Source organism: Zobellella endophytica, assembly GCF_003012775.1.
In the GTDB taxonomy this organism is placed as follows: Bacteria; Pseudomonadota; Gammaproteobacteria; order Enterobacterales; family Aeromonadaceae; genus Oceanimonas; species Oceanimonas endophytica.
Genome location: NZ_PXYG01000004.1, coordinates 1 through 21,565, shown reverse-complemented (window position 1 = coordinate 21,565; position 21,565 = coordinate 1). Strand labels below are relative to the sequence as shown.

Annotated in this window: 17 protein-coding genes, 1 tRNA gene and 2 rRNA genes; 6 read left to right on the top strand and 14 right to left on the bottom strand. The window is 61.3% G+C overall.

The annotated features are described in order from the left end of the window. The gene (locus C7H85_RS10655) at window positions 1-2,508 is read right to left on the bottom strand and encodes a class I adenylate cyclase (RefSeq protein WP_245879644.1); all 2,508 of its coding nucleotides are present in this window, start codon (window positions 2,506-2,508) and stop codon (window positions 1-3) included. A 195-nt stretch (window positions 2,509-2,703) separates the two neighbouring features. On the opposite strand from C7H85_RS10655, the gene hemC reads away from it, so the two are divergent. From hemC to C7H85_RS10635, 4 genes are read left to right on the top strand one after another with little or no spacing between them, the layout of a single operon-like run. Next, window positions 2,704-3,633, top strand: coding sequence for a hydroxymethylbilane synthase (gene hemC, locus C7H85_RS10650; protein WP_106729697.1), 930 nt, complete (start codon window positions 2,704-2,706; stop codon window positions 3,631-3,633). Further along, the gene (locus C7H85_RS10645; RefSeq protein ID WP_106729696.1) at window positions 3,630-4,385 is read left to right on the top strand and encodes a uroporphyrinogen-III synthase; all 756 of its coding nucleotides are present in this window, start codon (window positions 3,630-3,632) and stop codon (window positions 4,383-4,385) included. The genes hemC and C7H85_RS10645 overlap by 4 nt, the downstream gene beginning before the upstream one ends. Window positions 4,386-4,407: 22 nt before the next feature. After that, window positions 4,408-5,475, top strand: coding sequence for a uroporphyrinogen-III C-methyltransferase (locus tag C7H85_RS10640; protein ID WP_245879643.1), 1,068 nt, complete (start codon window positions 4,408-4,410; stop codon window positions 5,473-5,475). A 10-nt stretch (window positions 5,476-5,485) separates the two neighbouring features. Continuing rightward, window positions 5,486-6,655 carry a heme biosynthesis HemY N-terminal domain-containing protein gene (locus tag C7H85_RS10635; protein ID WP_106729694.1) on the top strand — a complete coding sequence of 390 codons (1,170 nt, stop codon included), beginning with the start codon at window positions 5,486-5,488 and terminating at the stop codon, window positions 6,653-6,655. Between the two features lie 360 nt (window positions 6,656-7,015). On the opposite strand, the gene C7H85_RS10630 is transcribed toward C7H85_RS10635, so the two are convergent. The 7 genes from C7H85_RS10630 to ilvG all read right to left on the bottom strand — a co-directional run bounded on the left by C7H85_RS10630 (window position 7,016) and on the right by ilvG (window position 15,376). Further along, window positions 7,016-7,882, bottom strand: a complete 867-nt coding sequence (locus tag C7H85_RS10630) for an NAD(P)-dependent oxidoreductase (RefSeq protein WP_106729693.1) — start codon at window positions 7,880-7,882, stop codon at window positions 7,016-7,018. Beyond that, window positions 7,879-8,718, bottom strand: coding sequence for an urea transporter (locus C7H85_RS10625; protein ID WP_106729692.1), 840 nt, complete (start codon window positions 8,716-8,718; stop codon window positions 7,879-7,881). Before C7H85_RS10625 ends, C7H85_RS10630 begins: the two co-directional genes overlap by 4 nt. A 351-nt stretch (window positions 8,719-9,069) precedes the next feature. Next, on the bottom strand, window positions 9,070-10,590 hold the full coding sequence (ilvA, locus tag C7H85_RS10620; protein WP_106729923.1) for a threonine ammonia-lyase, biosynthetic: 1,521 nt from the start codon (window positions 10,588-10,590) through the stop codon (window positions 9,070-9,072). A 37-nt stretch (window positions 10,591-10,627) separates the two neighbouring features. After that, window positions 10,628-12,469: a dihydroxy-acid dehydratase gene (gene ilvD, locus C7H85_RS10615; protein WP_106729691.1), complete on the bottom strand. Its 1,842-nt coding sequence runs from the start codon at window positions 12,467-12,469 to the stop codon at window positions 10,628-10,630. Window positions 12,470-12,534: 65 nt separating this feature from the next. Then, window positions 12,535-13,458: a branched-chain amino acid transaminase gene (locus tag C7H85_RS10610; protein ID WP_106729690.1), complete on the bottom strand. Its 924-nt coding sequence runs from the start codon at window positions 13,456-13,458 to the stop codon at window positions 12,535-12,537. Window positions 13,459-13,469: 11 nt separating this feature from the next. Further along, window positions 13,470-13,730: an acetolactate synthase 2 small subunit gene (ilvM, locus tag C7H85_RS10605; protein ID WP_106729689.1), complete on the bottom strand. Its 261-nt coding sequence runs from the start codon at window positions 13,728-13,730 to the stop codon at window positions 13,470-13,472. Then, the gene (gene ilvG / locus C7H85_RS10600) at window positions 13,727-15,376 is read right to left on the bottom strand and encodes an acetolactate synthase 2 catalytic subunit (RefSeq protein ID WP_106729688.1); all 1,650 of its coding nucleotides are present in this window, start codon (window positions 15,374-15,376) and stop codon (window positions 13,727-13,729) included. Before ilvG ends, ilvM begins: the two co-directional genes overlap by 4 nt. 380 nt (window positions 15,377-15,756) lie before the next feature. Between ilvG and C7H85_RS10595 the strand changes: the two genes are divergently transcribed. Together C7H85_RS10595 and C7H85_RS10590 are read left to right on the top strand one after the other, a co-directional pair. Beyond that, entirely contained in the window at window positions 15,757-17,268 is a 1,512-nt protein-coding gene (locus tag C7H85_RS10595) for a YifB family Mg chelatase-like AAA ATPase (RefSeq protein WP_106729687.1), read from the top strand. A gap of 85 nt (window positions 17,269-17,353) precedes the next feature. Next, window positions 17,354-17,659, top strand: coding sequence for a hypothetical protein (locus C7H85_RS10590; protein WP_210433624.1), 306 nt, complete (start codon window positions 17,354-17,356; stop codon window positions 17,657-17,659). A gap of 53 nt (window positions 17,660-17,712) precedes the next feature. Here C7H85_RS10590 and C7H85_RS10585 read toward each other — a convergent pair whose 3' ends face one another. The 6 genes from C7H85_RS10585 to rrf (C7H85_RS10560) all read right to left on the bottom strand — a co-directional run bounded on the left by C7H85_RS10585 (window position 17,713) and on the right by rrf (C7H85_RS10560) (window position 21,461). After that, window positions 17,713-18,315, bottom strand: coding sequence for a thiol:disulfide interchange protein DsbA/DsbL (locus tag C7H85_RS10585; protein ID WP_106729686.1), 603 nt, complete (start codon window positions 18,313-18,315; stop codon window positions 17,713-17,715). 40 nt (window positions 18,316-18,355) lie between these two features. Next, the gene (locus C7H85_RS10580) at window positions 18,356-19,324 is read right to left on the bottom strand and encodes a serine/threonine protein kinase (RefSeq protein WP_106729685.1); all 969 of its coding nucleotides are present in this window, start codon (window positions 19,322-19,324) and stop codon (window positions 18,356-18,358) included. Between the two features lie 50 nt (window positions 19,325-19,374). After that, complete coding sequence (ccoG, locus tag C7H85_RS10575) at window positions 19,375-20,796, bottom strand: cytochrome c oxidase accessory protein CcoG (RefSeq protein WP_106729684.1); 1,422 nt, start codon at window positions 20,794-20,796, stop codon at window positions 19,375-19,377. Between the two features lie 322 nt (window positions 20,797-21,118). Next, a 5S ribosomal RNA gene (gene rrf / locus C7H85_RS10570) occupies window positions 21,119-21,233 on the bottom strand. A 27-nt stretch (window positions 21,234-21,260) separates the two neighbouring features. Next, window positions 21,261-21,336: transfer RNA gene (locus tag C7H85_RS10565), tRNA-Thr, on the bottom strand. A gap of 10 nt (window positions 21,337-21,346) precedes the next feature. Continuing rightward, a 5S ribosomal RNA gene (gene rrf / locus C7H85_RS10560) occupies window positions 21,347-21,461 on the bottom strand. Window positions 21,462-21,565 lie beyond the last annotated feature (104 nt).

The following is a 21,565-nucleotide window of genomic DNA, read 5'->3' as shown; positions in this document are numbered from 1 at the left end:
CTACTTGCCCATGCAGGCCCGGTCTTCCTTGAAGGTGCGGTAGGGCAGCACCCGGAACTGGCCTGCCTCGGCCACTATCTCGTAATACTGCGGCAGGTTGAAGTTGGCAAAATGACTCTGCCCGGTGACATGCTCGTGATGCGAGGTATAAAAGCGGTTGATGCTCTGCACCAGTTCGTCCTTGCTGCCGGACACCTGACGATAGACTTCGGTACGGTTGGCCTCATCAAGAATATAGAGGTTGTAGCCGTCGCCGCTGTCTTCAAAGAAAAACTGCATCAGGCCTTCACTGGCATAGGCATCCACGATATCCGGTATGGACTTGTCTTCCCGCTGATCCAGGCGCAGGGCATGGCGGTGCTGTTTCTGGCTGGACAGCTGGCGGTAAAAATCGACCGCATTTTCCATCTTCTGCACGCTGACTCCGCGCCGTTCGAAGAAGATGCCGTATTTTTCCGCGCCCAGCAGCAGGGTCTTGATGGTGCTTCCCTGCTGGCGCGCCAGCCGCAGGCCGATACACTCCTTCACCAGTTGCTCGAACCGGGTACGGATCAGGCTGCGAAAATGCAGGCTGTAACAGAACACATCCAGACTTTCCGGGGCATTGGCGTCCTGATGCATCTTGCCGAGCACCGTGGTGAGCGCGTCCACCACGGCGGAGGGGCCGCCAAAGTTCAGGGTGCGGATCTCGTCCCAGGAGTTGCGATAGATCAGATCCACCGACCCCACCAGGTTCTCCAGCCGATGGCCGAAGCTGAAAGGATCGCTGGTTTTGGCACTGAATTCGATGGGCCTGTCCTGCCAGCGGGCGGTGGGATCCTGCTCCAGGTTGAGGTAAATCCCGAGGTTGCGCACCTCGCAGGGCCGGCTCAGGGCCAGGTTGGTAGGGGCCGGCATCCGCACCGGGAACACCCGTGCCAGATCCCGGTAAAACTCCTGCACATGCTGCCTGTTCAGGTCCGTATTCTGGTTGAACAGGTGCAGGCGGGTGTCGTTTACCAGCAGCCCGTTGAAGTGGGCCCAGGCCACCAGCTTGCTGGCATAGCCGCTGTATTCCAGCGAGCTGCGCCCGATGATATCGGTGGGGGACAGGGCGTACTTGTACAGATACCAGCCGGCCTTGTTGACCCGGCCTTCCGGCACCTGCACCAGGCTGATGTCCGGCTCGCTCAGATCGGGCGCGATTTTCAGGTTGATCAGTTGCACCTTGCCCGGCAGGTTCTCGAACGCCGCGTACAGTTTGCGCGACAGTATGCCGATATCTTCCGGGTTGATCGACTCGCTGATATTGTTGCGCCGGGCAAACTGGATCAGGTTGCGATAGCTCTGCATCAGCGCCTCGAGCAGCTCGCCGTAGGCGGCCTTGACCTCCTCCACCTTCCAGTGAGCCCGGTCATCGAGCCGGGCCAGCTTGGCGTCCGGCCAGCCCCAGGCCGCCACCAGCCGGTTGATCAGCCGTCGCCGCCAGGCGTACTGATCGTCGTTGCCGTGGGTGCGGTGCAGCCCTTCCGACACTTTCAGGTAGAAACAGCGCCGCACCAGATCGAGCCGCTTGTCGTCACCGATGGACTTGAGATAACCGGTCACCTTTTCCAGCATCAGCATGTAGTGATCCTGGTATTCATCCAGCACCTCGGATGACTGGAAATGTCCCTTGAGGTGGCGGCACAGCAGCTGGGTATCCGGATACTCATGGGAATAGGCTTCCATCAGTACCGTCTTCAGCACCGCCTTGTAGGGCGAGTCGATGCCCTTGTACAGCTGCCACAGGGCCGAGCCGAAGTACTCCTCCGCCGGAATGCGGGCAAAACCGCCCAGATCCAGCCATTCGTCGGTATTGAGGGTGCCGTTGGCGAACTGCTCGGCCACGAACTGATCGTACTTGGGCCCGAGTTTGCCCGGCGCGAACATCCACACCAGCCGTTTGCCGGCGATGCGCAGGTTGCTGCGGTAGAATTCGTCCAGCAACAACAGGTGCTGGGCGCTGCCGCAGCTCTCGCCTTGCACCCATTGCTGGTTGTCGGTGCGGAATTTGTTGTCCGGGATCAGGAACAGGTTAAGCTCCACATGGCGCTGCTCTGCCCACTTGGAGATCAGCATGCATTTCTGTTGCAGCAGTTCCACCCGCTCGGGGGCCATCTGGTGGGAATAGCAGACCCAGACGTCCAGATCCGAATGGCGGCACTGGCCGATGGAGGAGGTGCTGCCCATGGAATAGAGCCCGAAGATTTCCCGGCGTTCGTTGTGCAGGCCTTGATGGCCGTTGGCCGCCTGACACAGTTCGTCGATAAACTCCTGTTGCCGCACATTGGGCCGGAAGTGGCAGACACCCACAGGCACATCACCGGGCAGATAACCCGGCAACAGGGGGTGGTGGTAATGCAACAGCACCGGCAGCAACTGGAACACCTGCTGTCCGTAACGGCTCATCACCGCCAGGGCGCGAGCCTGTTTTTGCTGATTAAACTGGTCACACCGCTCGACGAGCCGATGAAAATTCGCGTGCAAGGGTACAGGCCTTCGTTGGACCGACACAGACCCGGAACAGGTCAAAAGTGTGATCATGGTAACAATTAGCCAGTAAATGAACAATATGTTCCACGATACATTTTCGCAACATGTTGACTACTTTGCTTTCTTCCCTGAAATACGCCGGCGGGGATGATAATATCGACGTATTAATGGACAAACGAAGAGATTCAAATGGCAAATCGCATCATCCGAATCGCCACCCGCAAGAGCCTGCTGGCCCTGTGGCAGGCCCATTATGTCAAAGACCGGCTGGAACAGCTGCATCCGCAGATTACCGTGGAGCTGGTCCCCATGACCACCCAGGGTGATGTGCTGCTCGACACCCCGTTATCCAAGATCGGTGGCAAGGGCCTGTTCATCAAGGAGCTGGAGCAGGCGATGCTGGACGGCCGCGCCGACATTGCCGTGCACTCGATGAAGGACGTGCCGGTGGAATTTCCCGACGGCCTGGGCCTGACCGTGATCTGCGAGCGGGAAGATCCGCGCGATGCCTTCGTGTCCAACCGGTACCAGCGGCTCGACCAACTGCCGGCCGGCGCCGTGGTCGGCACCGCCAGCCTGCGCCGGGAATGCCAGATCCGCGCCCGCCGCCCGGACCTGGTGGTAAAAACCCTGCGCGGCAACGTGCAGACCCGGCTGCGCAAGCTGGATGACGGCGAATACGACGCCATCATCCTCGCCGCCGCCGGCCTCAAACGGCTGGAGCTGGAAGCACGCATCGCCTGCCTGCTCAGCCCGGAAGAGAGCCTGCCCGCCAACGGCCAGGGCGCCGTGGGCATCGAATGCCGGCTGGACGACCCCGAGCTACAGGCCTTGCTGGCCCCGCTCGATCACCATCCCACCCGGCTGCGGGTGCAGGCGGAGCGGGCCATGAACCAGGGCCTGCAGGGTGGCTGCCAGGTTCCTATCGGATCTTATGCCGAACTGGAAGGAGACAAGATCTGGCTGCGGGGCCTGGTCGGCAAGCCCGACGGCAGCCAGATGATCTTCGACGAGATCACCGGCTTTGCCAGCCAGGGCGAGGCCCTGGGCGCCGAACTGGCCAAACGGCTGCTGGCCCGGGGGGCCGACAAGATACTGGCCGAGATCTACCAGTCATGATCCCGCTGGTGGTGCGCCCCGAGCCCCAGGCACAGGGCCTGTGCCAGGCCTTGCAGCAGGCGGGCCATCAGCCGGTAGCCACCCCCCTGCTCAGCTTTGCCGAGGGCGCCGGTCTGGCCGGACTCCCCGCCCTGTTTGGCTCCTTGTCCCCCCGGGATTATGTGATAGCGGTCAGTGTACCGGCGGTGAATTTCGCCGATAATGCCCTGAACAAGCAGGGCTTGCCCTGGCCCGACGCCAGTTACGTCGCGGTGGGCTCGGCCACCGGCAAGGCCTTCTCCGCGATCGGCCTGACCGGCGTCGCCGTGCCCGAAGACTCCCGCTCCGAGGGTGTCATCTCCCTGCCGGAACTCCGGCAACTGCACGGCCGCCGGGTGGTGATACTGCGCGGCGATGGCGGCCGGGATCTGATTGCGCCAACCCTGGCTCAACGAGGGGCCCGGGTGATGTATTGCGAAGTATATCGCCGCTGCTATCATCCCGATCCGGACGGCATGCTGGTGAAAAGTTGGCAGAGCCGGGATGTGGACAGTATTATCGTCACCAGCGGCGGGCTGCTGAATCATCTTGTTCAACTGACCGCCGCCAGTGCAAAGGACTGGCTGCTAAGCCGTTTATTGATTGTGCCCAGCATACGGGTAGCCGATGAAGCCCGCAGGCTGGGGTTCACTCAGGTCATTAATGCAGAAGGTGCATCCAACCAGGCGCTGATTGCCGCCCTGGATGAGAGGAAAAGGAATGACAGACAATAATCAAGATAAGCAAGAGAAGCCCGTGACCAGCAGTGCTGACGCCACACCGGACACCGCCCCCGAGGCGGCATCGCAGCCCACTCCCGCCCCCGCCGACGAGAAAAAGTCGTCATCTTCCGCCAAGGCGCTGGCCATCGTGGCCATTATCCTCGCCATTCTGCTGACCGGTGGCCTGTACTGGCACGGCCACAACCAGGCGGTGGCCCAGGCCGGGCAACTGGACCGGTTGCAGGCCGAATTGCAGCAACAACAAGATGTGCTGCAGGCCACCAGGGCCGAACAGGACGCCAGGCTGGCCACGCTTGCCGGCAACCAGGACAGCGTCACCGAACAGCTCGACGGCCTGTCGCGTAAGGTGCTGGATCTGGACAACAAACGCCCCAATGACTGGATGCTGGCGGAAGCCGAATACCTGGTGCGCATGGCCGGCCGCAAGATGTGGCTGGAACAGGACGTGGTGGCCGCCGCCATGATGCTGGCCAACGCCGACGAACGTCTGGCCGCCCTCAACGATCCCGGCCTGGTGCCCATTCGCCGGGCGCTGGCGGAAGACATCGCCAGCATAAAATCGGTACAGAAGGTCGATCGGGAAGGCCTGGTGATCAAGCTCAACAGCGTCAACGAACAGGTCGACAAACTCCAGTTGGCCGGGGTGATCATGGCCCGGGCCGAAGAGCCGGACTTCACCCTGTCCGAATCGGTCGGCGACTGGAAAGAAAACCTGAAGAAAAGCTGGGCCAGCTTTACCGACGACTTCGTCACCGTACGCCGCCGCGACGGCAACGTGGAAGCCCTGCTGTCGCCCCAGCAGCACTGGTACCTGGGCGAAAATCTCAAGGGCAAGCTGTTGCAGGCCCAACTGGCGGTCTATCGCGAGCAGCAGGAGGTATACGACAGCTCTCTGGCCCAAGCCAGGCAATGGCTGCAGGACTACTTCGCCGACGACAGCGTGCGCCAGTTCATGCTGGAGCAGATCGACCAGCTCAGCGGCCAGCAGATCGATGTGGACTACCCCGAGCAATTCACCGCTCAGGAGCGTCTGCAACAATTGCTGGATGATCGGCTGCAACGCCTGCTGACCGGCCTGTAAGGGGGAGACCATGATACGTCTTGCGATTATCGTCGCCATACTGGTGGCCGGCCTGGTAATAGGGCCGGATCTCACCGGCCGCCAGGGTTATGTGCTGGTGGCCGCCGGCAGTTACACCATCGAAACCACGGTCACCATCTTCCTGGTGGCGGCAGTGCTGTTCTACCTGTTGCTGCTGTTTATCGAATGGCTGCTGGGCCGCCTCTTCGGCCTCAGCCACCGCACACGTGGCTGGTTCATGGGCCGCCGTCGCCGCAAGGCGCTGAGCTACACCCAGAGCGGCATGCAGGCGCTGGTGGCGGAAGACTACGCCACCGCCGAGAAAATGCTGCTCAAGGGCACCAAGGGCAACGATCTGGCGCTGCTCAACTACCTCAACGCCGCCACCGCCGCCCAGGCCCAGGGCCTTGAAGAGAAGCGTGACGACTACCTGCGCCAAGCCCATGAGCAGAGCCCCGGTGCCGGCCTGGCGGTGGGCATCACCCAGGCCCGGCTGCAATACCAGCAGGGCCAGTTTGAACAGGCCCTGGCGGGAGTCCGACTGTTGGAAAAGGAGTACGGCGCCCAGCCGGCCATCCTCAAGCTGCAGAAAGACGTCTACCTGGTCACCGGTGAATGGCAGCCACTGCTGGCCACCCTGGATGCGCTGGCCGACAAGGGCCTGCTCGACACCGATGAAAAACAGGTGCTGCAGCAACAGGCCTATGCGGGCTGGTTTGACGATACCGCCAAAACCGGCGGCAGCGATGGCCTGATCACCCTGTGGCAAGGGCTGGCACGCAAGGAGAAATATCAGGCAGATATCCTGGCCCCCCTGTGCGAGCGACTGATCGGACTCAAGGCGCACAAGGAAGCCCAGCAGCTGTTGCTGGAAGGGCTGGACAAGAAAACCGACCCGCGCCTGCTGACCTGCCTGACCCGGCTGCAACTCGGCGACTATCACCCGCTGCTCAGCGCTCTGGAGAAAAAATCGAAGAAGGAAAGCCTGCCCGAGCTGCACTCCGCCCTGGGCCAGCTGTACCTGAAGGACAACAAGCCCGAGCAGGCCGAAGAGCAGCTGCATAAGGCGGTGTCGCTCAAGCCCTGTGCCCGGGACTATGTGCTGCTGGCCAGCCTGGCGGAAAAACGCAAGGATCTGGCCAAGGCCAATGACTACTACCGCCATAGCCTGGCGCTGTGAGCCGGCCACCGGCCTGAATCAGAAAGGGAACCTTAAGGTTCCCTTTCTGATTGGTGACAAAGTCGTCTGTTCCACTGGAATGAGTCGGCCAAAGGCCCAACTCCGCCGACACGCTTCAAAAACCGACACTTGCCGTTTCAGCCTGCTGCGAACATTCACCGGATGTTCGGTCAGGCTGAAACGACTCGTCAAGGCGAGGCAAGCTCGCCCCTGTGACGCTCGGCACATGCCCTCCCTGGCATGTGACGGTCGGCGGAGCCGTTCCCTTTGTCCTCCTACATTGGCATAGGTGTTGCCTGTTTAAGTAAGCCCGAAGCTTTGTCAGTAGTCTGAAAGGGAGCCATCTCGGCTCCCTTTTTATCACTGTTTATACAATTTGATCAGGGTGGCGGGATCCCGCTCCAGGTAGCCCTGGCTGCCGTGCTGGCGCATCAGCTGGGCGGCCAGCCCCGACATGGGAGTGGCGCTGCCGGCACGCTGGCTCTGGGACGTTGCCATGTCCAGATCCTTGAGCAAGGTACGCACATGCCACTTGGGATCCGGGTCCGACTCCGCCGCCATCAGGGGGCCGGTGAGCTGCATGGGTTTGGAGTCGGCAAAGCCGCCGGCCAGGGCCTCGGGGATCCTGTCCGCCGCCACCCCGCAGGCCTTGGCCAGGGCCATCATCTCCGCCAGCACCATCAGGTTGCAGCCCACGATCATCTGGTTGCACACCTTGGTGACCTGACCGGCGCCTACCGGCCCCATATGGGTAATACGCTGGGACAAGGGGGCGAGTACCGGGCGAATCCGCTCTATGTCCGCCGTCTCACCACCGCACATGATGGCCAGGGTGCCGGCCTCGGCCCCGGCCACGCCGCCGGATACCGGCGAATCCACCCAGCCCATGCCGCAGGCGGCCTGTAGCCGGGTGGCAAAATCCCTGGTCGCCTCCGGATCCGAACTGGAAAAGTCCACCAGCAGTTGCCCGGCCCGGCCGTGGCCGGCCACGCCGCCAGCGCCGAACACCACCTCTTCCACCACCGCGGTGTTGGCCAGGCACAAGAGCACCAGATCCACCTGCTCCACCAGCTCAGCGATGCTGGCCGCCTCAAGAGCGCCAGCCGCTTTCACCGCCACCAACTTGTCCGGGCTGCGGTTCCATACCCGCACCTCGAAGCCCGCCTGCAGCAGCCGTTGCGTCATGGGCTGGCCCATCAGTCCGATCCCGATAAATCCCAGTTTCATGCCTTCTCCCTGTCGTGAATGCGTTTGTTTCCCTGATAACAGATCCCTTGGCGCAATGCCAGGCACAGCCAGCAACTCAGCACGAAGGGCATGGTCAGCATCGGCAGCCCCAGCTTCAACATCAGGCCGCTGATCAGCCCGGCGGCGACAATGCCGGCCAGGATCCAGCCCGGCGCCAGCCGGTGCCAGTACAGGCCGATGGCGACCAGCACCCCGTTGTAGCCGGCCAGGCCGAAGGTGATGACATCGCTGCTGACGCCCAGGCCCCAGGCGGCCAGGCTGGCCAGCACCCCGCCGATCACCGCCCAGCACAGCAGCCCGGCCCCCGCCAGCGAGAGCGCGGCACAGATCAGCAGGGCCGACAGGCTGTCGGGCAGGAACACCACCTGCCCCACCGCCGACAACGCAAACTGGTGGCCCTCGGGCACCTCGATCAACCGGGTCCCCTCGAGATACAGCCAGGGTAGCACCAACAAATTGAAAGGCAGCGTATACCAGGGAATGCCGGCCAGCCGGCGCAGCCCGGCGTAGATGGCGGCGCTCAGGGCGCCCCCCAACAGTGCCAGCGCCAGCCAGACCGGTCCAGGCGGCGCAAACAGGCCGATGGCCAGCCCCACCAGGGCGGCGTTGAAGCCGAACAGGCCGTCCCGCCAGGCCGCCGGCTCCCAGCGTCGCCAGCGGGCCAGCAGGGTAGCGGCGGCCACCGCCAGCGCCATGGCCAGTGCCATCCAGGGAGAGACCCAGGCCACCGCCAGCAGCATCAGCAGGCCGGCCAGGAGGTGATTCACAAAATAGATCTGGCTGATACCGGCCAGCATCGCAGACAACAGCGCCATCGAGGACACTCCTGCACAAGGAAAGGGAACGGCGAGAATTAGAGCAGGAGGACCGACATTGATCAATACATTGTTGTGAACAATGTTGCGGGTGGGTTAAGCCGCCTTTCATAAGAAGACCATAGATGGAAGCGAAAGCTTTAGGTTGTCTCAAGCAGACAACACTGATGTCAGAGCAGGCGGACAAAGGGAACGGCTCCGCCGACCGTCACATGCCATGGACGGCATGTGCCGAGCGATACAGGGATGTACTTGAAGCGTGTCGGCGGAGCTGGCCCTTTGGCCGACTCATACCCGTGAAACAGGCGCCTTTAGTCATCAAGTAGAGGGCCCCCATCGGGAGCCCTCGGTTTAATGCGCCAGAAAGAACTGGTAGGCGGGATCCTGGGTCACGTCGTACCAGGTGTAGCCGAGTTCCGCCAGGTGGCTCTCGAACGAGGCCAGATCCGCGTCGGGCAGTTCGAAGGCACAGAGCACCCGGCCGTATTCGGCGCCGTGGTTGCGGTAGTGGAACAGACTGATGTTCCAGTGAGTGCCCAGGGTGCGCAGAAAGCGCATCAGCGCCCCCGGCTGCTCCGGAAACTTGAAGCTGTACAAGCGCTCCTGCAACGGCTTGGGCGGCCGGCCGCCAACCATGTAACGCACATGGGACTTGGCCAGATCGTTGTCGGTCATGTTGGCTACCGGATACCCGGCCTGCTCCAGCTCCGCCATGATCTGCACCAGCTCCCGATCACCGTCGGACAGCCGCACCGACACCAGCAGCGCCGCCTTGTCTTCCGAGGAATAACGGTAGTTGAACTCGGTCACCATGCGGTTGCCCAGCACCTCGCAGAACTCCAGGAAGGCGCCCTTGCGCTCCGGTATGGTCACCGCCAGCACCCCTTCCCGCTTCTCGCCCAGCTCGCAGCGCTCGGACACGTAGCGCAGGGAATGGAAGTTGACGTTGGCCCCGCTGAGGATGGCCGCCATGCGGGCGTGGGCATAGTCCCCGGCCTGGCTGTATTTCTTCAGCCCGGCCAGCGACAGCGCCCCCGACGGCTCGGCGATGGCCCTGGTGTCCTCGAAGATGTCCTTGAGCGCGGCGCAGATCTCGTCCGAGGTCACGGTCACCACCCCGTCCAGGTATTCCCGGCACAGGCGGAAGGTTTCGGTGCCCATGCGCTTCACCGCCACACCATCGGCAAACATGCTGACCCGGTCGAGGGTGACGATCTCCCCGGCCTTGAGTGCCGCCTTGAGACAGGCAGAGCCCTCGGCCTCGACCCCGATCACCTTGACCTGGGGCAGCAGCTGCTTGATGTATACCGCCACCCCGGCGGCCAGGCCGCCGCCGCCCACCGGCACGAATACATGGGTCAGGCGGGTGTCCTGCTCCAGCAGCTCGCGGCCGATGGTGCCCTGGCCGGCGATCACGTCTTCGTCGTCGAAGGGCGGGATCAGGGTCAGGCCCCGGGCCTGGGCCAGTTCCTGGCAATGGGCATAAGCCTCGTCGAAGTTGTTGCCATGCAACACCACCAGGCCGCCAAAACGGCGTACCGACTCCACCTTGATGTCGGGAGTCACCACCGGCATCACTATGGTGGCATCGATGCCCAGCTTGGCGGCGGACAGGGCCACTCCCTGGGCATGATTGCCGGCGGAGGCGGCGATGACACCCTTCTGCTGCTGCTCGGGGCTGAGCTGGGCAATCTTGTTGTAGGCACCGCGCAGCTTGAACGAATGCACCGGCTGCATGTCTTCCCGTTTGAGCGACACCGGGTGCCCCAACCGCTCGGAAATTTTCTTGAGCGGCGACAGCGGCGTCACCCGCGCCGCCTCGTACACCGGTGACAGCAGGATCCGGCGCAGGTACTCGGTGGCCGAGCGCAGGGCGGCGGCGTCTTTCACTGCCGGTTGAGCCATCACCTCAACCTCCCAGCTTGCTGCGATCGCGTACCGCGCCCTTGTCGGCGCTGGTGGCCAGGGAGGCATAGGCTCGCAGGGCGAAGGACACTTCCCGCTCGCGGTTGACCGGGAGCCAGCCCTGCTCGTCCATGGCGGCACGGCGGGCGGCCAGCTCGGCTTCCGGCACATCCAGCGCTATCTTGCGGCCGGGGATGTCGATATCGATAATATCGCCGTTCTGCACCAGGCCGATGGTGCCACCGTTGGCCGCCTCGGGCGATACGTGACCGATGGACAGGCCGGAGGTACCGCCGGAAAAACGACCGTCGGTGATCAGCGCACATTTGGTACCCAGGCCCATGGACTTGAGGTAGGTAGTGGGATAAAGCATTTCCTGCATGCCCGGGCCACCCTTGGGACCTTCGTAGCGGATCACCACCACCTCGCCGGCCTTGACCTCGCCACCGAGAATGCCGGCCACGGCGGTGTCCTGGCTCTCGTAGACTCGAGCCGGACCGCGGAAGAGGAGATTGTCGTCGGCCACGCCGGCGGTCTTGACGATGCAGCCGTCCACCGCCAGGTTGCCGGCCAGCACCGCCAGGCCCCCTTCCAGGCTGTAGGCGTGCTCGATGCTGCGGATACAGCCCTCGGCGCGGTCGTCGTCCAGGGTCGGCCAACGACAGTCCTGGCTGAAAGCCCTGGTGGTACGGATACCCGCCGGGCCGGCACGGAACATGGTCTTCACCGCGTCATCGGGGGTAACCATGATGTCGTAACGGGCCAGTTGCTCGGCCAGGGTCATGCCCAGCACGGTGTTGACCTCGGTCTTCAGCAGGCCGGCCCGGGCCAGCTCGGCCAGTATGCCCATGACGCCGCCGGCCCGGTGCACGTCTTCCATATGGTATTTCTGGGTGGACGGCGCCACCTTGCACAACTGGGGTACCCGGCGCGACAGCTGGTCGATGTCGTCCATGGTGAAGTCCACGTCCGCTTCCTGGGCCGCAGCCAGCAGGTGCAATACGGTATTGGTGGATCCACCCATGGCGATATCCAGCACCATGGCGTTCTCGAACGCCGCCTTGGTGGCGATGTTACGCGGCAGCACGGCGGCATCGTCCCCTTCGTAGTAACGCTTGGTCAGTTCGACGATACGATGGCCGGCAGTCTTGAACAACTGCTCCCGATCCGCGTGGGTGGCCAGCAGGGAGCCGTTGCCGGGCTGGGACAGGCCCAGGGCTTCGGTTAGGCAGTTCATGGAGTTGGCGGTGAACATGCCGGAGCAGGAGCCGCAGGTGGGGCAGGCGCTGCGTTCGACCTGCTCGCTCTGGGCGTCGGACACGGTGGGATCGGCGCCCTGGATCATGGCATCCACCAGATCCAGCTTGATGATCTGGTCGGACAGCTTGGTCTTGCCCGCTTCCATCGGGCCGCCGGAGACGAAGATCACCGGGATGTTGATGCGCAGGGCGGCCATCAGCATGCCGGGGGTGATCTTGTCGCAGTTGGAGATGCACACCATGGCATCGGCACAGTGGGCGTTGACCATGTATTCCACCGAATCGGCGATCAGCTCCCGGCTGGGCAGGCTGTAAAGCATGCCGCCGTGGCCCATGGCGATGCCGTCATCCACCGCTATGGTGTTGAATTCCTTGGCGACCCCGCCGGCGGCCTCAATTTCCCGGGCCACCAGCTGGCCCATATCCTTGAGGTGCACGTGGCCGGGCACGAACTGGGTGAAGGAGTTGACCACGGCGATGATCGGCTTGCCGAAGTCTTCTTCGGTCATGCCGGTGGCGCGCCACAGGGCGCGGGCGCCGGCCATGTTGCGACCGTGGGTGGTGGTGGCTGAACGATACCTTGGCATTGCTTTACTCCTGAAATAAGGTGGGAACATCAGGGGCGCCCGTCGCGCCCCTTCTCCGTATGCGATTAATCTTTTACCGGGGTGAGCCAGCCCCACTTGTCCCGGGTGGTGCCGTCGAACAGGCCGAAGAAGGCCTTTTGCAGTTCGGCGGTGATGGGGCCACGCTTGCCCTCGCCCAGGCTGATGCCGTCCACGCTGCGTACCGGGGTCACTTCGGCGGCGGTGCCGGTCATGAACATCTCGTCGGCCAGGTACAGGGCTTCTCGGGAAATGGCCTCCTCGCGCACCTCGTAGCCGGCCTCCCGCGCCAGGGTCATCAGGGTGTCGCGGGTGATACCAGGCAGGATACAGGCGGTAACCGGCGGGGTATAGAGTACGCCCTTCTTGATCAGGAACAGGTTTTCGCCGGCGCCTTCGCTCAGGTGGCCGTGCACGTCCAGGGAGATGCCCTCGGTGTAGCCATGGCGCTTGGCCTCACCGGAAATCAGCTGGGAAGACAGATAGTTGCCGCCCGCCTTGGCGCCGGTGGGCATGGTATTGGGCGCCAGCCGGTTCCAGGAGGTCACGCACACGTCCACTCCGTTTTCCAGCCCTTCCTCGCCCAGATAGGCGCCCCAGGGAATGGCGGCGATGATCACCTCGCAGGGCACATCCTTGGGTGCATTCAGGCCCATGCCGACGTTGCCGATAAACACCAGCGGCCGCAGGTAGGCGCTGTCCAGCCCGTTTTTGGCCACCGCCTCGCGGCAGGCATCCATCAGCTCGGCCTTGGTGTAGGAAATCGGCATCCGGTAGATCTTGGCGGAATCGAACAACCGCTGAACATGCTCTTCCAGGCGGAAAATCACCGGCCCCTGGGGCGTGTTGTAGGCCCGGATCCCCTCGAACACCGAGGAGCCGTAATGCAGGGCATGGGTCATCACATGCACCTGGGCCTTGTCCCAGGGCACCATATCTCCATTGAACCAGATGTAGTTAGCGGTCGACATTATTATTTTCCTCAAGCCGTTTTTCTGAGCTGTTGTTCCAGCACCTGCGCCTCGACACGGGTGACGTCCATCAGTTTTTCAAGCTGGCGGCTCAAAAGCTGGATGGGCCTTTCGCTACTGACAGTAACTCTAATGTTAACGCTTTGACAATCGGCCGAGGTGGACATTTCCATGTCATCCACCCGGAAACCCCGGTGACGGGTGATACGGAGTACCCGTTCGAGCACTTCCGGGCGAAATTGGGTTTCGATGTGCAAATTGTGCTGGTTCATGCTTTTTTCTCCATCATCTGATCGTTGGCGACGCCCGGCGGCACCAAGGGCCAGACGTTTTCTTCCTCTGAAATACGGACGTGCAATAAGTAGGCGGTGTCGGTGGCCAGCATGCGCCGGATGGCGGGCTCGACCTCCTCCTTGCGGGTGATGGTTTCACCGGGGATATCGAAGGCCGCGGCCATGGCCACAAAATCCGGGTTGTCGGTCAGTATGGTTTCGCTGTAGCGGCCGTCGAAGAACAGCTCCTGCCACTGGCGCACCATGCCGAGTCGCTGGTTGTCGAGCAGCACCATCTTCACCGGCAGTTGGGCTCGCTTGAGGGTACCCAGCTCCTGCACGTTCATCATGAAGGAGCCGTCGCCGGACACCAGCACCGAGGTGTGCTCCGGTCGGGCCAGCTTGGCGCCGATGGCGGCGGGCAGGCCGAAGCCCATGGTGCCCAGGCCGGCGCTGCTCAGGTGATTGCGCGGGCTGGTGAAACGCATGTGCTGGGCCACCCACATCTGGTGCTGGCCCACGTCGCAGCTGACCATGGCGTTGTCGTCCAGGGCCTCGCTCAGCTGTTTGAGCATCAGTGGCGCGTAGATGGCCTCGCCCGGGTGGTCGTAGCGCCAGCCGTGCTCGACCTTCAGCCGCCTGCACTGCTCACGCCAGCCGGCGATATCCGGCTCACCGTCGGCCAGGCGCGGTAATACGGCTTTCAAATCGTCACTGATGGCCACATGGGCATGGCGCACCTTGCCGAATTCGGCGGCGTCCTTGTCCAGGTGGATCACCTTGGCGTCGACGGCAAAGGCGTCCAGCTTGCCGGTGACCCTGTCGTCGAAACGGGCACCGACCACAATCAGCAGATCACTCTGCTGAACGGCCAGGTTGGCGGCTTTTGTACCGTGCATGCCGAGCATGCCCAAAAACAGTTCATCGTCCGGATCCAGGGTGCCGATACCCTTGAGGGTGGTGACCGCCGGCAGGCGGCAGGCACGGGCAAAAGCACGTAATTCTGCCTCGGCACCGGCCATGCCGACACCGCCGCCCACGTACAGAACCGGTTGGCGGGCTTCGGCCAGCAGGGCCCTGGCCTGCTCCAGCGCCTCCTGATCCAGGGCATGGGTTTCGGATTCAAAGGGAGCCGTTCGTTTAGGTTCAACCAGCGCCACCTGGATATTCTTGGGCACATCAATCAATACGGGTCCAGGCCGGCCAGAACGGGCGACTTCGAAAGCTTCGGCGATGATGGCGCCAAGATCCTCGGCATTTTCTACCAAATAAGAGTGTTTGGTGCAGGACAGGGACATGCCCAGCACATCGACTTCCTGGAAGGCATCGGTGCCGATCGCCGCCATCGGTACCTGGCCGGTGATCGCCACCAGCGGGATAGAGTCGAGCATGGCATCGGCCAGGCCGGTGATCAGGTTGGTGGCCCCGGGGCCGGAGGTAGCCATGCACACCCCCACCTGACCACTGGCTCTGGCGTAGCCCACCGCCGCCAGGGCGGCCGCCTGTTCGTGGCGACACAGCAGATGCTCAACCCCGCCATCGTACAAGGCATCATACAGCGGCATGATGGCTCCGCCCGGATAACCGAAGATCTGGGTAACCCCTTGTTGTTTTAATGCCTTAACGATGTACTGAGCGCCATTCATCTGATTGTGTCCCTGTCCTGCTGCAAAAGCCGGTTAAAAAAAAACCCCCGAGTCGGTCGCTCGGGGGTTTTGCGTTGTTGTCTGCCGGTTGTTTTACGTTTCGTCAGACCACAGTACCCCGAGCGGCGATTTAGTAATCACCACTAGGACCACGATAATGCTGACGAAACGTACAAACAAATTCATATACCGACCGTAAAAATAGGTGTGCACGCCGGACTGTCCGGCTCGACCGGCATATAGAACTAGCATAATGACCAATACTAGACAAGACTTTATTGTTCACAAAACGAAATGAAGGCCCGTAGTGGCTCGAAAAAAACCAGAGTAAAAAACCAATAAAATCGTTTTTAATAAAATAAAGTGTCAGGGGGACCGGGATGTCACTCGCCGTTGTTTTTGCCCGCGCCAGCCTGGGGGTCAATGCCCCGCTGGTCACCGTGGAAGCCCATCTGGCCAATGGCCTGCCGGCGTTCAATGTCGTCGGCCTGCCGGAAACCACCGTTAAGGAAGCCCGGGACCGGGTACGCAGTGCCCTGCTCAACTCGGGGTTTGAATTCCCGGCCAAACGCATTACCGTCAACTTGGCTCCCGCCGATCTGCCCAAGGAAGGCGGCCGCTTCGATCTGCCTATCGCCATCGCCATTCTCGCCGCCTCGGAGCAGATACCGGCCGGCCAGCTCACTCAGCTGGAGTTTCTGGGCGAGCTGGCGCTCACCGGCGAATTGCGGGCGGTCAGAGGCGCCCTGCCGGCGGTACTCGCCGCCCGGGACAGCCAGCGCCAGTTGATACTGCCCGACGATAATGCCGGCGAAGCCGGTGTCATCGTCCCCTGCCCCGCACGGCTGGCGCCGCACTTGCTGGCCATTACCGCCTGGCTACAGCAACAGGGCGAGCTGGTCGCGCCCACGCCGGTCCCGGCCGCGATGGAAACGGCATCCGCCGATCTCAGCGACGTCATCGGCCAGGAGAGTGGCAAGCGCGCCCTGGAAATTGCCGCCGCCGGCGAACACAACCTGTTGCTGCTCGGCCCGCCGGGGACGGGCAAAAGCATGCTGGCCGGACGCCTGCCCGGCTTGCTGCCACCCATGTCGGAGGAGGAAGCGCTGGAAGCGGCGGCGGTGCGTTCGATCAGTGGTATCGGCCTGGATCCCAAGGCCTGGCGCCAGCGCGCCTTCCGCCAACCGCACCATTCCGCCTCGGCGGTCGCCCTGGTGGGCGGTGGCAGCTACCCCAAGCCGGGCGAAATCTCCCTGGCGCACCACGGTGTGCTCTTCCTCGACGAGATGACCGAGTTCGAACGGCGGGTACTGGATGCCCTGCGGGAACCACTCGAAACCGGCAACGTCAGCATTTCCCGGGCGGCACACAGAGTCACCTTTCCCGCCCGCTTCCAGCTGATCGGGGCCATGAATCCGAGCCCCTGCGGCCATTATGGGGATGGCCAGAGCCGCAGTTCCTCCGAACAGATATTGCGCTACCTGAGCAAGGTGTCGGGCCCCTTCCTGGATCGGTTCGACCTGTCGGTCGAGATCCCCCTGTTGCCGCCCGGCGAACTCAGCCAGCCCCGCCCGCCCGGCGAAAGCTCGGCCACGGTACGCCATCGGGTACTGGCCGCCCGGGCCAAACAGCTGGACAGGGCCGGAAAAACCAATGCCCGGCTCAGCGTCCCCGAAATGGAGCGCCTCTGTCCGCTCAAGGCGGAGGATGCTGTATTTCTGGAGCAGGCGCTGCACAACATGAGACTGTCGATTCGCGCCTGGCACAAGCTGATCCGGGTGGCGCGTACCATCGCCGATCTGGATGATCAGGAGGTGATCGGCAGGGCGCACCTGATCGAAGCACTTGGCTATCGCGCCATGGATAAATTGCTGCGCCAGCTGCAGAGCTGAAGCGGATGGCTGTCGCGCCGCCTTCAACACCGAATAAAAGAGCTGCTATACCTTAATAGGTGGCAGGCATAGATAAGGAAATCATATGAAAAGTGCTAAGGAGTTTGCTGCGTGGCTGCACGAGCGGTTTAAAGAGGCCAAACCCGGTGTTTATCTGACCAGGGACGATATCGCGACGCTCTCGGAAAGGCAGCGGTTCAATCATGAGTTTATTTCGGACATTCACTACGAGCTGGCCCTGCAGGGCATGGGGTTCGTAACCGATACCCACAGGGAGAAGTTCTACCTGTTCCATCTGCCCACCGAGCATTGGCAGGAACACGAAGCGCGCAACCAGGCCCATAGATCCAATATTCGCACCCTGGCGCCGGGCAAGCGCAATACTCCCTGACGACACTAAGGCCGGCAGGCCGAAGAGGAAGCCGGCCCACCTTCACCGGCGCGTCAGTCGGCCGCCAGCAGATACTCCACCACCCGGTAGAAACGCTCTTCCGAGCCAATTTCGCCCATGTTCAGCTCGTATTTCCCCTTCACCACTATGGTCGGCGTGCCCCGCACATTGAAGCTCTCGGTCGCCTTGTCGTATTGGGCCACCATGCCATTGAGCGCGAAACTGTTGATCACGCCGTCGAAGGCACTGGCCTCAACCCCATTGGCGACAAAAATAGCCTTGATTTCCTCCATCGAGCCGGGCGTTTTCTTCTGGCGATGGATTTGATCGAAGATGGCGGGTGTGAGTTGATCTTCCACTTCGAGCAGCACGGCAGCACCGTAGGCTCGCTGCAATATGGGCCCCAGCTCACGGCCCAGAAACGGCACCGGTACTTTGTTGATTTGCGCTTCGGGCACCCGCTCTTCCAGCTTGCTCATCAGGGGCTGAAAGCTGTAGCAGTGGGGACAGATATAAGAGAAAAACTCGGTGACCTCGGGTTTGCTGCTCGCCGTTTCCTTCACAACGGTGTATTCAACCCCTTCCTTGAACTCGGGCGCGGCGCTGGCCAAGGGAGCCAGTAACAGGGTAAACAAGGCAAAGATGAACGTTTTCATAAAGATTCCCAATCAGTAAAGGCTGCTTCAAGTTAAATAATCAGTTCCAGGACGTCAAGGACAACGGCGGGGCATCCAAACTGAGCTGCTGTTCGGCCAGTACCTTCAGTTGCTGCTGCCAGTAATCCTCGGTGTTGAACCAGGGAAAGTTGGCCGGAAAGGCGGGATCGGACCAACGGGCCGCCAGCCAGGCCATATAGTGCACCATTCGCATGGCTCTGAGCGGCTCAATCAGGGCCAGCTCGGCCGCATCGAACTCTCGCACCAACTCATAACCGGCCAGCAGGGTATCGAGCTGAACCAATTGCTCCTGACGGCTGCCGCTGAGCATCATCCACAGATCCTGCACCGCCGGACCGCGCCGGCAATCGTCGAAGTCCAGCAGCCAGGGGCCGTCGCGCCACAGGATATTGCTGCTGTGACAATCACAGTGGAGGGTAAGCTGCCGTTTCGGACGATAGAGGCGCACGGCCTGATCGATGACCTGGCGCAGCAGAGGAAAAAACGCCTGGCTGGTGGTCGGCTGGATGGTGGCCTGCCGTTTGAGGGTCTGATAAGACTGCTCCAGATAATCCTGGGTAGACAGCAGAGGACGGTGGCGCAGCACAAAGCGCTCACCAACCTGGTGCAGCCGGGCCAGCTGTTCCCCCAGCGCCTCCAACTGATCGAGATTATCGGCCTCGAACTGTCGCCCCGCCACCGCCGGCCAAACGGCGAACAGAATGCCATGGTACTCAAACAGGCTGGCACCCTGGCGGCGCAGCGGCGTCGCGACCCTGACTCCGGCGGCGTCCGACTCGGTCAGGAAATCATGCTCTTCCTGGATCTGTTCCCGGCTCCAACGCTGAGGCCGGTAAAACTTGGCGACCAGGGTCCCCTCGTCTTCACTTTTAAAGCGATAAACCCGGTTTTCATAACTGTTCAACGCCATCAGTCCTGAATCGGCATAGATTTCTACGCTGGCCAGGGCATCGGCAATGAAATCGGGAGTAAGCTGGTGATAGTTCATATGACTCCAGATAGAAGAAGGCCACGGAATATTGACCGTGGCCCGCAGGATCAGCGTGCAGAGCCGAAAAATTTACTTTCGTTACGCGCGCCGGACTTTCTTTCATCCGGCGCGGCGCCGGCCCGGGTCACGACAAAGGTAATGTCCTGTACCGGCGACGACAACAGGTAGGGATCCGCCGACAGACTGATGGGCAGGGTGAACACCTCCCCACCGCTGACGGTAACCTCGGTCGGACCAATCCATTCGAGCTCGTCGACACCGTCCACCTTCAGCTGATAGGTCTCCGCCTCCAGAGTTTTATTGATGATTTTCAGGGTATAGGTATTTTCTACCAGGCCCTCGGCGGTTTCACGATAAAGCTGATTGCGATCCCGGATCACCTCGACCCCCAGCGGCATGATGTTGGCCGCCATATAAACGAAGGCCGCCAGCATGATCACCATGACCACACCGTAACCGATCAGCTTCGGCCGTGCCACATGAGTTTCTTTGTGGCGCAGCTTGTGCTCGGTCGTGTAGCTGATCAGCCCATTCTCGTACCCCATGCGCTCCATGGTCTGATCACAGGCATCCACGCAGGCACCGCAGTTGATGCATTCGTATTGCAGACCATCCCGTATATCGATACCCGCCGGGCAGACCTGCACGCACATGTCGCAATCAATGCAATCCCCCAGCCCCAGCTCTTTCGGATCTTTCTTGCGCGGGCGCGGGCCGCGCTGTTCCCCGCGCTCGACGTCGTAACTGACGGTATAGGTGTCCTTATCGAACATGGCCGACTGGAAACGAGAATAAGGGCACATATGAGTACACATTATTGTCCGCATCCAGCCCGCGTTGCCATAAGTACAGAAGGCGAAGAACAATACCCAGAATACAGGCCAGAAGCTGGCGGAAAAGGTCAGTAGGCCCAGGCCCAACTCCACTGCCGGTACGAAATAGGCAATAAAGGTGAAGCCGGTGAACAGGGAAACCGCCAGCCAGGCTGCATGTTTGGCGGATTTACGCCACAGCTTATTGAAATTCCAAGAAGATTTATCCAGCTGCCGACGTTTGTTGGCACTGCCCTCGAATTTCTCCTCGAACCAGATAAACAGGAAAGTCCATACCGTTTGCGGGCACAGGTAGCCACACCAGACTCTTCCCAGGAAGGTGGTAATAAAAAAGAGACCAAAGGCCGCCACCACAAACAGCAGGGCCAGCAAGGTCAAGTCCTGGGGCCAGATGGTAGAGCCAAAGATATGGAAACGCTGCTGTTCAACATCCAGCAGTATTGCCTGCCGGTTGTTCCAGGTCAGCCAGGGGCCGACCACGAAGAGCAGCATGAAAAACCAGCCCATCAGCTTGCGCAGCCGCTGCCACTGACCTTTCTGCGCCCGTACATAGATATGGCCATCATCCGTCGGCCGATGGGAGCGTACGGCTCCGGTGACGTTTTTAACGTCAATCTGATTGTTTTTATCGTTCATTATGCTCACATATCTGCTTTGAATGACTGCTGCCGAATTATCTGCCAGACAAGATGTAACCTCTTGTTAACTTGCAGATAAAATACGAGTTATGGGGCATTTTGCGGCAAAAACCGATTCAAAAAGGTGATCTTTGTCACTCTTTATTGAGCCCATGGCACGCTCTCTCATTATCGAGAGCCATGAGAAGAACATCAGGTTCACCAAACGCCATGACAGCGAGCGACTGACCGGTAGGTTCCGGCAGCCGTGGCAGTATACGAAAAAATATCAGCTCTGAAACGAAAAAGCCCCGCTGTTTCAGCGGGGCTTGGGGATAGGTGTTTGACTGTGACCTACTTTCACATGGCAGCTGCCACACTATCATCGGCGCGGTCGCGTTTCACTTCTGAGTTCGGCATGGGATCAGGTGGTTCCACAACGCTATGGCAGTCAAACAAAACTTGCTACATCTAACTGTAATATGGTGCTGATACCCGGATTTGAACTGGGGACCTCACCCTTACCAAGGGTGCGCTCTACCAACTGAGCTATATCAGCAAATTTGGGTGCCTGGCAGTGACCTACTTTCACATGGCAGCTGCCACACTATCATCGGCGCGGTCGCGTTTCACTTCTGAGTTCGGCATGGGGTCAGGTGGGTCCACAACGCTATCGCCGCCAGGCAATAAACTGATGATTGCCGGTCTCTCGACCAACAATCGCTGGAAAACTGATGTTTGCTGTCGTTGTAGTCGCCTTGACCGCAAGGTCTCACACTTCTTGGGTG

Coding starts and splice junctions, on each gene's coding strand:
- C7H85_RS10625 (WP_106729692.1), bottom strand. CDS start 8,718: ATGGCGCTGTTGTCTGCGATGCTGGCCGGTATCAGCCAGATCTATTTT.
- C7H85_RS10635 (WP_106729694.1), top strand. CDS start 5,486: ATGATACGTCTTGCGATTATCGTCGCCATACTGGTGGCCGGCCTGGTA.
- C7H85_RS10580 (WP_106729685.1), bottom strand. CDS start 19,324: ATGAACTATCACCAGCTTACTCCCGATTTCATTGCCGATGCCCTGGCC.
- ilvM (WP_106729689.1), bottom strand. CDS start 13,730: ATGAACCAGCACAATTTGCACATCGAAACCCAATTTCGCCCGGAAGTG.
- ccoG (WP_106729684.1), bottom strand. CDS start 20,796: ATGAACGATAAAAACAATCAGATTGACGTTAAAAACGTCACCGGAGCC.
- C7H85_RS10585 (WP_106729686.1), bottom strand. CDS start 18,315: ATGAAAACGTTCATCTTTGCCTTGTTTACCCTGTTACTGGCTCCCTTG.
- hemC (WP_106729697.1), top strand. CDS start 2,704: ATGGCAAATCGCATCATCCGAATCGCCACCCGCAAGAGCCTGCTGGCC.
- C7H85_RS10610 (WP_106729690.1), bottom strand. CDS start 13,458: ATGTCGACCGCTAACTACATCTGGTTCAATGGAGATATGGTGCCCTGG.
- C7H85_RS10590 (WP_210433624.1), top strand. CDS start 17,354: ATGAAAAGTGCTAAGGAGTTTGCTGCGTGGCTGCACGAGCGGTTTAAA.
- C7H85_RS10630 (WP_106729693.1), bottom strand. CDS start 7,882: ATGAAACTGGGATTTATCGGGATCGGACTGATGGGCCAGCCCATGACG.
- ilvD (WP_106729691.1), bottom strand. CDS start 12,469: ATGCCAAGGTATCGTTCAGCCACCACCACCCACGGTCGCAACATGGCC.
- C7H85_RS10595 (WP_106729687.1), top strand. CDS start 15,757: ATGTCACTCGCCGTTGTTTTTGCCCGCGCCAGCCTGGGGGTCAATGCC.
- ilvG (WP_106729688.1), bottom strand. CDS start 15,376: ATGAATGGCGCTCAGTACATCGTTAAGGCATTAAAACAACAAGGGGTT.
- C7H85_RS10645 (WP_106729696.1), top strand. CDS start 3,630: ATGATCCCGCTGGTGGTGCGCCCCGAGCCCCAGGCACAGGGCCTGTGC.